At 68.7% G+C, this 11978-nt stretch carries 10 protein-coding genes; 7 read left to right on the plus strand and 3 right to left on the minus strand.

Going from position 1 to position 11978, the window contains the following annotated elements:
- The first annotated feature begins 27 nt into the window (after positions 1-27).
- Positions 28-1719, plus strand: a complete 1692-nt coding sequence (gene lnt, locus ACV22W_RS19775; RefSeq protein ID WP_448021165.1) for an apolipoprotein N-acyltransferase — start codon at positions 28-30, stop codon at positions 1717-1719.
- A 37-nt stretch (positions 1720-1756) separates the two neighbouring features.
- Here the strand turns inward: lnt and ACV22W_RS19780 are convergent, their stop codons facing one another.
- Positions 1757-3394, minus strand: a complete 1638-nt coding sequence (locus tag ACV22W_RS19780) for a hypothetical protein (RefSeq protein ID WP_448021167.1) — start codon at positions 3392-3394, stop codon at positions 1757-1759.
- A gap of 343 nt (positions 3395-3737) precedes the next feature.
- Between ACV22W_RS19780 and glyQ the strand changes: the two genes are divergently transcribed.
- From glyQ to ACV22W_RS19805, 5 genes are read left to right on the plus strand one after another with little or no spacing between them, the layout of a single operon-like run.
- A complete protein-coding gene (glyQ, locus tag ACV22W_RS19785; protein WP_080294533.1) occupies positions 3738-4742 on the plus strand; it encodes a glycine--tRNA ligase subunit alpha in 1005 nt (334 codons plus the stop codon).
- Between the two features lie 22 nt (positions 4743-4764).
- Positions 4765-6864, plus strand: coding sequence for a glycine--tRNA ligase subunit beta (gene glyS, locus ACV22W_RS19790; protein WP_448021169.1), 2100 nt, complete (start codon positions 4765-4767; stop codon positions 6862-6864).
- 10 nt (positions 6865-6874) lie between these two features.
- Entirely contained in the window at positions 6875-7438 is a 564-nt protein-coding gene (gene gmhB, locus ACV22W_RS19795; protein ID WP_059528142.1) for a D-glycero-beta-D-manno-heptose 1,7-bisphosphate 7-phosphatase, read from the plus strand.
- A gap of 43 nt (positions 7439-7481) precedes the next feature.
- Positions 7482-8246 carry a lysophospholipid acyltransferase family protein gene (locus tag ACV22W_RS19800; protein ID WP_448021170.1) on the plus strand — a complete coding sequence of 255 codons (765 nt, stop codon included), beginning with the start codon at positions 7482-7484 and terminating at the stop codon, positions 8244-8246.
- Positions 8247-8292: 46 nt separating this feature from the next.
- Positions 8293-9201 (plus strand): M48 family metallopeptidase, encoded by a 909-nt coding sequence (locus ACV22W_RS19805; protein WP_448021171.1) that lies wholly within the window; start codon positions 8293-8295, stop codon positions 9199-9201.
- Positions 9202-9309: 108 nt separating this feature from the next.
- Here ACV22W_RS19805 and gloA read toward each other — a convergent pair whose 3' ends face one another.
- Complete coding sequence (gene gloA, locus ACV22W_RS19810; protein ID WP_448021173.1) at positions 9310-9699, minus strand: lactoylglutathione lyase; 390 nt, start codon at positions 9697-9699, stop codon at positions 9310-9312.
- Positions 9700-10058: 359 nt separating this feature from the next.
- On the opposite strand from gloA, the gene ACV22W_RS19815 reads away from it, so the two are divergent.
- Positions 10059-10994 carry a DMT family transporter gene (locus tag ACV22W_RS19815; RefSeq protein ID WP_448021174.1) on the plus strand — a complete coding sequence of 312 codons (936 nt, stop codon included), beginning with the start codon at positions 10059-10061 and terminating at the stop codon, positions 10992-10994.
- Between the two features lie 124 nt (positions 10995-11118).
- On the opposite strand, the gene rsmA is transcribed toward ACV22W_RS19815, so the two are convergent.
- Entirely contained in the window at positions 11119-11949 is an 831-nt protein-coding gene (gene rsmA / locus ACV22W_RS19820; RefSeq protein WP_448021176.1) for a 16S rRNA (adenine(1518)-N(6)/adenine(1519)-N(6))-dimethyltransferase RsmA, read from the minus strand.
- Positions 11950-11978: the final 29 nt, after the last annotated feature.

An 11978-nucleotide genomic window follows, 5' to 3' on the forward strand; every position in this document is an offset into this window, starting at 1 on the left:
TCAACCGCTCGCCCTCTTTCGCTTCACATGGACGATCCGATCCCGTCCCGCCCGGCTGGCGGCCTTTTTGCGCCGGCCCCCGGCCGCACGCTGCCGCGCTGGCACTATCCGGCCGCACTGCTCGCCGGCGCGGCCAATACGCTCAGCTTCGCACCGACCCCGCAAGGCGGCTGGCTTCAGCTCGTCGTATTCGTCTGGTTTTTCGCGCAGCTGACGCGCACGTCGAGCTGGCGCGGCGCCGCGCTCACCGGCGGCGCGTTCGGCTTCGGCAACTTCATCAGCGGCATCTGGTGGCTGTACATCAGCATGCACGTATACGGCGAAATGGCCGCGCCGCTCGCGGGCGGCGCGCTGGTGCTGTTCTCGCTCTACCTGTCTCTGTACCCGGCGTTCTCGGCGGGGCTCTGGTCGTTCTGTGCGGGCCATGCATGGCATCGCCGCGAACCCGATCCGCGGCCGTTCTCCCCGACCTGGCACGGCGCGTTCGCCTTCGCGAGCGCATGGGCGCTCGGCGAATGGTTGCGCGGCACCGTGTTTACCGGCTTTCCGTGGCTCGCGAGCGGCTATCCGCAGGTCGACGGCCCGTTCGCGGGCTTCGCACCGGTCGTCGGTGTATACGGGATCGCATGGGTGCTCGCGCTGTTCGCCGCGCTGGTCGTGCAGGCGCTCGTCGCCGCGCGACGGTCGCCCGCATCCGAATCCGGCGGCGCCGGCAATGCGCGCGTGCGCGTCGTCGCGCCGGCCGGCATCGCCGTCGCGCTCGTCGCTGCCGGCATCGGGCTGTCGCAGGCCACGTGGACCGTGCCCGCGAACGCGCCGCTCACGGTGCGGCTGCTGCAGGGCAACGTGAAGCAGGACATCAAGTTCGAGCAGGAAGGCATCGACGCGGCGATCAAGATGTACACGCAGATGATCGTCGAGAAGCCGGCCGACCTGATTGTCACGCCGGAGACCGCGATCGCGGTGATGATCCAGGAGCTGCCCGAGCCGTTCGCCGTCGCGATCCGCAAGTTCAGCGACACGACGGGCTCGGCCGTGCTGTTCGGCGCGGTCGGCGCGTCGGTGACGCCGGACGGTCATTACGTCGACTACACGAACAGCCTGTACGGCGTAACGCCGCATTCGCGCGACATCTATCACTACGACAAGCACCATCTCGTGCCCTTCGGCGAATTCATCCCGTGGGGCTTCCGTTGGTTCGTCGACCTGATGAAGATGCCGCTCGGCGACTTCGCGCGCGGCGCGCCGGTGCAGAAACCGTTCCTCGTGCACAACCAGCCGGTGATGGCCGACATCTGCTACGAGGACTTGTTCGGCGAGGAAATCGCCGCGACGATCCGCGACAACCCGCAGCCGCCCGGCGTGCTCGTCAACGTGACGAACCTCGCGTGGTTCGGCGACACGATCGCGCTCGACCAGCATCTGCAGATCGCGCGGATGCGCGCGCTCGAAACGGGCCGGCCGATGCTGCGCTCGACCAACACGGGGATGACGGCCGCGATCGACGCGCACGGCCGCGTGCTCGGCCAGCTGAAGCCGTTCACGATCGGCTCGCTCGACGTGCGCATCGAAGGCACGAGCGGCTTCACGCCTTACGTGACGAGCGGCAACAACATCGTGCTTGCGGTGTCGCTGGTGCTGCTCGCGTTCGGCTTCACGTTCGGGCCGGGCCTGCGCCGCCGCAACGGCGCGAAGGCCGGCGACGACCGCAACACCTGACGCATCGGGCGGCCGTCGCACGCGGTGCAGCGGCCGCTCAGCCGCTCCGCTGCGTGTCCGCGGCCAGGCCGCGCAGGTCCCGCCCGAGCGCCTCCATCACCGGCGCCCATGCGCCGAACGTCGGCTGCCGGTACAGCGTCGCGGTCGGATACCACGGGCTGTCGGTGCGCTCGAGCAGCCACGGCCAGTGCGGATTCACGTCGAGCAGCACCCAGGTGCGCGCGCCGAGCGCGCCCGACAGGTGCGCGACCGACGTGCACACCGTGATCACCAGATCCAGCGCGCCGATGAACGCGGCCGTGTCGTCGAAACTCTTCAGTTCGGCGGTGAAGTCCTCGATCGCGAAACCGGCCGCGCGCGCCGCGGCGACATCCGCGTCCGCCCCCGGCTGCAGCGAATGGAACGTGACGCCGTCGGTACCGCGAAACGCATCCGCATAGCGTTCGAGCCCGACGCGCCGGAACGGATTGCGCTGGTGCCCCGCGCTGCCCGTCCACACGAGCCCGACCTTCAGCCGGCCGTCGCCCGCGAGCCGCGCCCGCCATGCGTCGCGCGCGTGCGGATCGGCATGCAGGTACGGCACCGACGCGCCGAGCGTCGACGTCTCCATCCCGAGCATCAGCGGCAGGCCGATGAGCGGCACTTCATAGTCGAAGGCAGGCAGCTCGTCGACGCCGCCGCCCGCGCTGAATGCGTCTGCGTGCGAGCCGAGGCTGCGCCGCATCAACGTGCCCACTTGCGGAAACGCGTTCCATGCGAGCCGGCCGCCCTCGCGGTGCACGCGCTCCGCGAGCGGCGCGACAAAGCGCGCGAACTGCAGCACGTCGCCGAGCCCCTGCTCGCCCCAGACGAGCAGCGTCTTCCCCGCGAGCGGCTCGCCCTGCCAGCGCGGGCCGGGCAGCGCCGGCCGGCGCCCGCGCAGCTCGCCGGCGCCGTCCCAGCGCGCCTCGTGGCCGCGCCAGCCGGCCGCGTAGTTGCCGCGCACGAGCTGGATGATCGCGAGGTTGAAGCGGAACGACGCGTCGTCGGGCGCCAGCTCGCATGCACGCGCGGCGTAGCGCTCGGCGTCGTCCCAGCGCTGCGCCTCCTTCATCGCCATCGCGATGTTGTTCAGCGCGAGCGCATTGTCGGGCGCGATCTCCGCGAGCCGCGCCGCGCACGCGAGCGCGCCGTCGAGGTCGAGCGAGGCGAGCCGCGCGACGATCAGGTTGATCCACGCCTGCACGTCGTGCGGGTCGGCTTCCACGGCCGCGCCGAGCAGCGCGATTTCCTCGCGGCGATCGCCGCCCGACAGCCGCAGCGCGATCGCCAGGTTGTTGCGCAGCGACGGCCAGCGCGGATCGAGCGCATAAGCGGCGCGGTATGGCGCGACGGCATCCGCATGACGGCCGACCATCTGCAGTGCGTAGCCGTGATTGAAACGGGCACCGGCGTCCGCATGAATGCGCACCGCGCACTCGGCCAGCGCGAGCGCGTCGGCCGTGCGCTGCCGCGCGACGAGCGTCACGGTGAGCTGCGAGAGCGCGGCCATGTCGACCGCGTGCAGATGGCCGGCGGCGGCGAGCCAGAGTGCGTGCGCGTCGTGCTCGCCGCGCGCTTGCGCGTCGGCGGCCTGTCCGAGCAGCGCGAGCAGCGGCGGCATCAGTGGAATGAGGAGATCGTTCGAATCGTCCATGCGGTCCGTAGTGGAAAATCGGTCGCGCGGCAGGCGTCGCGCGCACCGTGATACGCGCATCTTAACGCCCGCGCATGGCGGCGCGGCAGGCGGTGCGACAAGCGCATCGCGACGCCGCACGCGCGAGCACACCGCGCGCGCCGGCAACCCGCGCACGGGCGCCCCGCGGCTCTCCGGAACACGCCGGCAGCCCCTTCGTCCGCGTTCCGGCCGCATCCGCCCGCCGATCCGGTAAAATTGCACGTTTCAGCACACTAACAAGCCGCGCCGCCGCGCGAGCCGACCCTCCGGGCCCGCCCGGAGCGCCGCCCGCAACGGAGCGCCAGCGCCACGAAGGCTCTTCATGCTTACGTTTCAGCAAATCATCCTGACGCTGCAGTCCTACTGGGACAAGCAGGGTTGCGCCCTGCTCCAGCCCATCGACATGGAAGTCGGCGCGGGCACGTCGCACGTTCACACGTTCCTGCGCGCGGTCGGCCCCGAGCCGTGGCGCGCCGCCTACGTGCAGCCGTCGCGCCGCCCGAAGGACGGCCGCTACGGCGAGAACCCGAACCGCCTGCAGCATTACTACCAGTACCAGGTCGTGCTCAAGCCGGCGCCGGAAAACATCCTCGACCTGTACCTCGGTTCGCTGGAAGCGCTCGGCTTCGACCTGAAGCAGAACGACGTGCGCTTCGTCGAGGACGACTGGGAAAATCCGACGCTCGGCGCGTGGGGTCTCGGCTGGGAAGTGTGGCTGAACGGGATGGAAGTCACGCAGTTCACGTATTTCCAGCAGGTCGGCGGCCTCGACTGCAAGCCGGTGCTCGGCGAGATCACCTACGGCCTCGAGCGCCTCGCAATGTACCTGCAGAAGGTCGAGAACGTGTACGACCTCGTGTGGACCGAGTGGGAAGAGCAGGGCCCGAACGGCCCCGAGCTGCGCCGCCTGTCGTACGGCGACGTCTACCACCAGAACGAGGTCGAGCAGTCGACCTACAACTTCGAGCACGCGAACGTCGACCTGCTGTTCACGTTCTTCAACAGCTACGAAGCGGAAGCGAAGAAGATGATCGACGCGCAGCTCGCGCTGCCCGCGTACGAACTCGTGCTGAAGGCCGGCCACACGTTCAACCTGCTCGACGCGCGCGGCGCGATCTCGGTGACGGAACGTGCGGCGTACATCGGCCGCATCCGCGCGCTGTCGCGTCTCGTCGCGCAGGCTTACTACGACTCGCGCGAGAAGCTCGGCTTCCCGATGCTCGGCAACCCGCCGGGCGTGCCGGGCCTCACCACCGACGCCCAGGACGCCGCCCAGCCGGCATGGGCGCCGCCGCTCAAGGTCGAACGCAAGATCGATCAGGACTGACGAGACGAGATTTATTCCAGACATGACGCACAATCATCCCGCCCCCCTGCTCGTCGAACTGCTGACCGAAGAGCTGCCGCCGAAGGCCCTCGCGCGCCTCGGCGACGCATTCGCCGAAGGTCTCGCGCAACGCCTCGCGGCGCGCGACCTCGTCGAAGGCGACCTCGTATTCGAACGCTACGCCACGCCGCGCCGCCTCGCGGTCGTCGTGCAGAACGTGCGCGCCGTCGCGCCTGAAAAGCAGGTCCGCGAAAAGGTGCTGCCCGTGTCGGTCGCCCTCGATGCCGAAGGCAAGCCGACCGCCCCGCTCGCGAAGAAGCTCGCGGCGCTCGGCCATCCGAACCTGTCGATCGCCGATCTCGAGCGCGCGCAGGACGGCAAGGCCGAGGCGTTCTTCGTCAACTACTCGGCCGCCGGCGCGACGCTCGCCGACGGGCTGCAGGCCGCGCTCGACGAAACCCTCGAGAAGCTGCCGATCCCGAAGGTCATGACCTACCAGCGCCCGGACGGCTCCGACGTCAAGTTCGTGCGCCCGGTGCACCGCCTGACCGTGCTGCACGACGATCGGATCGTGCCCGTCACGGCGTTCGGCGTCGATGCCGGCGACACCACGCTCGGCCACCGCTTCCTGTCCGACGGCCTCGTCGCGATCCAGCACGCACGCGCGTATGCCGACACGCTGCGCGACAAGGGCCGCGTGATCGCGCACTTCGCCGATCGCCGCGAAACGATTCGCACGCAGCTGAACGAGCACGCGAACGGCGACACCGTCGTGATGCCCGAATCGCTGCTCGACGAAGTGACGTCGCTGGTCGAATGGCCGGTCGTCTATCCGTGCCGCTTCGAGGACGAATTCCTGCAGGTTCCGCAGGAATGCCTGATCCTCACGATGCAGACCAACCAGAAGTATTTCGCGCTGACCGACATCGCCGGCAAGCTGCGCTCGCGCTTCCTGATCGTGTCGAACATCGAGACGAAGACGCCGGGCGAGATCGTCGAGGGCAACGAGCGCGTCGTGCGCCCGCGCCTCGCCGATGCGAAGTTCTTCTTCGAGCAGGACAAGAAGAAGCCGCTCGCCGACCGCGTGCCGCTGCTCGCGAACGTCGTCTATCACAACAAGCTCGGTTCGGCGCTCGCGCGCGTCGAGCGCCTCGAAACGCTGGCCGGCGAGATCGCGCCCGCGATCGGCGCCGACGCCACGCACGCGAAGCGCGCCGCGCGCCTCGCGAAGGCCGACCTGCTGACCGACATGGTCGGCGAGTTCCCGGAACTGCAGGGCACGATGGGCACGTACTACGCACGCCACGACGGTGAGCCCGACGACGTCGCGCTCGCCTGCGCCGAGCACTACCAGCCGCGCTTCTCCGGCGACGCGCTGCCGACCACGCCGGTGTCCACCGCCGTCGCGCTGGCCGACAAGCTCGAGACGATCGTCGGCATCTGGGGCATCGGCCTCGCGCCGACCGGCGAGAAGGATCCGTTCGCGCTGCGCCGTCACGCGCTCGGCGTGCTGCGCCTGCTGGTCGAGAAGCAGCTGCCGCTCGATCTCGTGTCGCTGCTGCGCACGGCCCACGCACGCTTCGAAGGCGTGCCGGGCGTCGCGGAATCGACCGACGCGATCTTCGCGTTCTTCATGGACCGCCTGCGCGGCCTGCTGCGCGAGCGCGGCTACACGGCCGGCGAAGTCGACGCGGTGCTGAGCCTGAACCCGACGCGCGTCGACGATCTCGTCGCGCGCCTCGACGCGGTGCGCGAATTCACGCGCCTCGCGGAAGCCGAAGCGCTCGCGGCCGCGAACAAGCGGATCTCGAACATCCTGAAGAAGTCGGAAGGCGGCGCGAACGGTGCAGTGCAGCCGACGCTGCTCGTCGAGGCCGCCGAAAAGGCGCTGCACGAACAGCTCGCGGCCGTGACGCCACACGTGCAGTCGCAGCTCGAGGCGCGTGCGTACACGGGCGCGCTGTCGGCGCTCGCCGCGCTGCGCGCGCCAGTCGACACGTTCTTCAACGACGTGATGGTCAACGCCGAGGACCCCGCGCTGCGCGCGAACCGTCTCGCGCTGCTGTCCGCGCTGCATCAGCAGATGAACTGCGTCGCCGACATCTCGAAGCTCGCCGCATAAGGGCCGAACGATGCCGACCAGCCCCAACCGCAAGCTCGTCGTCCTCGACCGGGACGGCGTGATCAACGTCGATTCGGACGCGTTCATCAAGACGCCCGACGAGTGGATCGCGCTGCCCGGCAGCCTCGAGGCGATCGCACGACTCAACCACGCGGGCTATCGCGTGGTCGTCGCGACCAACCAGTCCGGCATCGGCCGCGGGCTGTTCGACATGGCGGCGCTCAACGCGATGCACCTGAAGATGCATCGCGCGGCGGCCGCCGTCGGCGCGCGCATCGACGCCGTGTTCTTCTGCCCGCACGTGTCGGAAGATCACTGCGACTGCCGCAAGCCAAAGCCCGGCATGATGCAGATGATCGCGGAGCGCTTCGAGGTCGACCCCGGTCACACACCGGCCGTCGGCGATTCCCTGCGCGACCTGCAGGCCGGCGTCGCGGTCGGCTTCAAGCCGCACCTCGTGCTGACCGGCAAGGGCAAAAAGACGCTCGCCGCGGGCAATCTGCCGGACGGCACGAAGGTCCACGACGACCTGCGCGCGTTCGCGCTCGACTTCCTTTCACACGAACACGAGTGATGCGGCCGCCGCGCGCATCCTCCCTACTGTCAGACCCACGCCGATGCGCTTCGTCCGCTCCCTGCTGCTGCTGATCTACTTCATCGTGTACACGGTGCCTTACGCCACCGCGTGCTTCATCGCGTTCCCGTTCATGCGTCCCGACGCGCGCTACTGGATGGCGGCCGGCTGGTGCAAGTCGACGCTGTGGGTCGTGCGCTGGCTGAACGGCATCCGCTACCGCATCGAAGGGATGGAAAACCTGCCCGACGGCCCGGCCGTGCTGCTGTCGAAGCACCAGTCCGCGTGGGAGACGCTCGCGTTTCCGGCGCTGATGCCGAAGCCGCTCTGCTACGTGTTCAAGCGCGAACTGCTGTACGTGCCGTTCTTCGGCTGGGCGCTCGGGCTGCTGCACATGGTCAACATCAACCGCAAGGAAGGCAAGAACGCGTTCGCGTCGGTGATCCGTCAGGGCAAGAAGCGCCTGTCTCAAGGTGCCTGGATGATCATGTTCCCGGAAGGCACACGCACGCCGGTCGGCAAGCAGGGCAAGTACAAGACGGGCGGCGCGCGCTTCGCGATCGAAACCGGCACGCCGGTCGTGCCGATCGCGCACAATGCAGGTCGCGTGTGGCCGCGCAATTCGTTCACGAAATTCCCGGGCGTCGTCACCGTGTCGATCGGCAAGCCGATTCCCGTCGACGGCAAGACGCCCGACGTATTGAACTCGCAGGTCGAAGCATGGATCGAAGCGGAAATGCGCCGCATCGATCCCGACTCCTATCGCCAGCCGGGCAATGCCGGCGCGCGCGATGCCGCGCGCGTCTGAATCACCCGGATTGCAGCCGTTGCGAACGACGAAACGAAGCGAACTGATGAAAAAGCGTCCGCGGCCACGGCCTGCCGTCGTGGCCCTCGATCATCGCCAGATGGACCTGCCGCTCTTCGACGGGCCGGCGGCATCGCCGGCACCGTCGGCGCCCGCCGCACCGCCCTCGCCGCCTGAAGCGGCTGCTGCTCCCGCGGTGCCCACGGCGCCGCTCGATCCGGGCCCTGCGCCCGATCGCTCCCGCGTCCGCACATTCGCACTCGACAGCCGTGTGCTCGAATATCGGCTGAAGCGCTCCGCGCGCCGCACGATCGGCTTCACGATCGACGGCAGCGGGCTGTCGATCACCGCGCCGCGCTGGGTCACGCTCGCCGACATCGAAGCCGCCATCGCCGAGAAGCAGCGCTGGATCTTCGCGAAGCTCACGGAGTGGAAAACCCGCACCGAGCAGCGCGCGCTGCCGCAGATCGACTGGCGCGACGGCGCGCAGCTGCCGTATCTCGGCAAGACGATCACGATCGCGCTCGGCGCCGGTGCGCTCGCCTTCGACGCCGATGCGCAGCGGCTGTCGCTGCCGCTGCCGGCGCAAGCCGACATGCAGCAGATCAAGGATCGCGTGCAGGGCTGGCTGCAGGGCGAAGCGAAGCGGATTTTCGGCGAACGCCTCGTCGTCTATGCGGAAATGCTCGGCGTCACGTATTCGATGTATGCGCTGTCGTCGGCCGCGACACGCTGGGGCAGCTGCTCGAGCGACGGCAAGATCCGGCTGAACTGGCGGCTGATCCATTTCCCGATGTCGATCATCGACTACGTCGTCGCGCACGAGCTGTCGCACCTGCGCGAAATGAACCACAGCCCGGCCTTCTGGCAGACCGTCGAATCGATCTTTCCGGAATTCCGCGAAGCGCGGCACACGCTCAAGCATCACCCGCCCGAGCTGCTGCCATCGCTGTAACGCGATCGGCCGCACCGAAAATACGAACGGGCGATGCGGATTCCTCCGCATCGCCCGTTTTTCTTGCCCGCCACGCCCATCGTGCGTCGCGCGCCGCTCATCCCGCGCTCAGTGCGCCTTCTTCTGGATGAACTCGATCTTGTAGCCGTCCGGATCCTCGACGAAAGCGATCACGGTCGTGCCGTGCTTCATCGGCCCCGCTTCGCGGGTCACCTTGCCGCCTTGCGCCTTGATCTTGTCGCAGGCCGAGTACGCGTCGTCGACTTCCACCGCCAGGTGGCCGAAGCCATTGCCGAGATCGTAGGACGACGTATCCCAGTTATGGGTCAGCTCGATCACGGTGCCCGTGCTTTCCGCTTCATAGCCGACGAACGCGAGCGTGAACTTGCCTTCCGGATAATCCTCGCGACGCAGCAGCTTCATGCCGAGCAATTCGGTGTAGAACTTGATCGAGCGGTCGAGATCGCCGACTCGCAGCATCGTATGCAGCAAACGCATGTGTTGTACTCCTGTGGGGACTTTCCAGAAGCGGAAATTCTACCGGAGTCGGGTGAATCCCGCCGCCGGCGCCCCGTCCGCGGTCGGCCGCTACCGGGCTTCCTGAGGGCGCGCCCGATGCCCGTGCGGCGGCAGTCATCACCGCACCCGACGGCACCCTGCAAGTCCACCGATCGGGTAACATCCTCCCACCTCGCACCAAAAGCGGGCATGCCGTCCACCGCTTGAACGCGACCACCACCTCATTCAGCCACACAGCCTGCCGTGCGAAACCGCCGAATCGAGCGCGCCGGACGCGACCTCCGTCCACCGCTGCCCATGTCCGTGCCCCCTTCCCGCCGCATCGGCGAGGTCCGTCGATGACCGCGCTCGCCGGCACGCCCGCGCGCCGGCCGCTCGACACGCGCGCCATCGGTGTGATGTTGCTGCTGTGCGCGATCTGGGGCTTCCAGCAGGTCGCGATCAAGAGCACGAACGCCGCGATCCCGCCGATGTTCCAGGCCGGGCTGCGCTCGGTGATCGCCGCGCTCCTGCTGTGGGGCTGGGCCCGCTCGCGCGGCACGCCGCTGTTCCGCGCGGACGGCACGCTCGGCGCGGGCATCGCGGCGGGTGCGCTGTTCGCCGGCGAGTTCGTCTGCGTGTTCTTCGGGCTGACGCTGACGAGCGCGTCGCACATGGCGATCTTCCTGTACACGGCCCCGTGCTTCACGGCGCTCGGCCTGCACCTGTTCGCGCCGGGCGAGCGGCTGCAGCGCGTCCAGTGGGCCGGCGTCGGGCTCGCGTTCGCCGGCATCGCGCTCGCGTTCGCGGACGGCTTCCTCAAGCCGCGCGCGCCCGGCGCATCGGTATTGGCCGGGCTCGCCGGCGACGCGCTCGGCATCCTCGGCGGCGCGATGTGGGCCGCGACGACGGTCGTCGTGCGCTCGACGTCGCTCGCGCGGACCAGCGCGAGCAAGACGCTGTTCTACCAGCTCGCGGTGTCGGCCGTCGTGCTGATCGCGCTCGCCGCGCTGCTCGGCCAGACGTCGTTCGCGCAGGTCACGCCGATCGCGCTCGCGAGCCTCGCGTACCAGTCGGTGATCGTCGCGTTCGTCAGCTATCTGTCGTGGTTCTGGCTGCTGACGCGCTACAGCGCGTCGCGGCTGTCGGTATTCACGTTCCTGTCGCCCTTGTTCGGCGTCGCGTTCGGCGTGCTGCTGCTCGGCGAATCGGTCGGCTGGCGCTTCATGTCCGCGGCCGCGCTGGTGCTGACCGGGATCGCGCTCGTCAACGCGCCGCCGCGCGGGCGCGCGTAACGCCGCCCGGCCGAGGCCCGCCCTCGACGCGAAGTGCGCGGAACAACAAAAAGGCTGCCCGTCAGGGCAGCCTCATGAATCTCGAGCCGGCGGACGCCACGCGCGTTGTGCCCGCGTGGTCCTGCTACTCCGCGGCCTTGCGCACCTTCGCAAGCGCCTGCGCGACGGCGACATATTCGGCCACGCTCACATCCTCCGCGCGTCGCGCGAGGTCGAAGCCGAGCCCGTCGAAATCGATCGTCTCGCGGTAGTCGCCGAGCGTGTTGCGCAGCATCTTCCGACGCTGCGAGAACGCAGCCGTGACCACTTCGCCGAGCAGCACGGGATCGACGTCCGGCAGTTCGTGCGGCTCGTACGGAATCATCCGGACGATCGCCGAATCGACCTTCGGCGGCGGCTGGAACGACTCCGGCGGCACGTCGAGCATCTTGTCCATCACGTAGCGGTACTGCAGCATCACCGACAACCGCGAGAACGCCTTCGTGCCCGGCTCCGCGACCATCCGTTCGACGACCTCGTTCTGCAGCATGAAATGCTGGTCGATGACCACACCGGCGAACGTCATCAGGTGAAACAGCAGCGGGCTGGAAATGTTGTACGGCAGGTTGCCGACGATCCGCAGCGACGGCTTGTCGCGGGGCGCCGCGAGCGAGCCGAAGTCGAACGCGAGCGCGTCGCCCTCGTGCAGCTCCAGCAGTGCGCCGAAGCGCTGCTTCAGGCGCCCGATCAGGTCGCGGTCGAGCTCGACCGCGTGCAGCGGCGACTCGGGCGTCGCGAGACGCGCGATCAGCGGCTCGGTCAGCGCGCCGAGGCCGGGGCCGATCTCGACCATTCGCTGGCCGCGCGCGGGGCCGATCGTCGCGACGATCGAGTCGATCACGCCGTGATCGACGAGGAAGTTCTGCCCGAAGCGCTTGCGCGCGAAGTGGCCTTGGTGCTGTCTGCTGTTCGACATCGACTGAGAAAAACGAAAAATACGACGAA

The sequence above is a fragment of the Burkholderia sp. AW49-1 genome (assembly GCF_053427845.1).

Bases quoted from the DNA above. Each gene is read 5' to 3' on its own strand.
- lnt (WP_448021165.1), top strand. From the start codon at position 28: ATGGACGATCCGATCCCGTCCCGCCCGGCTGGCGGCCTTTTTGCGCCG.
- ACV22W_RS19780 (WP_448021167.1), bottom strand. From the start codon at position 3,394: ATGGACGATTCGAACGATCTCCTCATTCCACTGATGCCGCCGCTGCTC.
- glyQ (WP_080294533.1), top strand. From the start codon at position 3,738: ATGCTTACGTTTCAGCAAATCATCCTGACGCTGCAGTCCTACTGGGAC.
- glyS (WP_448021169.1), top strand. From the start codon at position 4,765: ATGACGCACAATCATCCCGCCCCCCTGCTCGTCGAACTGCTGACCGAA.
- gmhB (WP_059528142.1), top strand. From the start codon at position 6,875: ATGCCGACCAGCCCCAACCGCAAGCTCGTCGTCCTCGACCGGGACGGC.
- ACV22W_RS19800 (WP_448021170.1), top strand. From the start codon at position 7,482: ATGCGCTTCGTCCGCTCCCTGCTGCTGCTGATCTACTTCATCGTGTAC.
- ACV22W_RS19805 (WP_448021171.1), top strand. From the start codon at position 8,293: ATGAAAAAGCGTCCGCGGCCACGGCCTGCCGTCGTGGCCCTCGATCAT.
- gloA (WP_448021173.1), bottom strand. From the start codon at position 9,699: ATGCGTTTGCTGCATACGATGCTGCGAGTCGGCGATCTCGACCGCTCG.
- ACV22W_RS19815 (WP_448021174.1), top strand. From the start codon at position 10,059: ATGACCGCGCTCGCCGGCACGCCCGCGCGCCGGCCGCTCGACACGCGC.
- rsmA (WP_448021176.1), bottom strand. From the start codon at position 11,949: ATGTCGAACAGCAGACAGCACCAAGGCCACTTCGCGCGCAAGCGCTTC.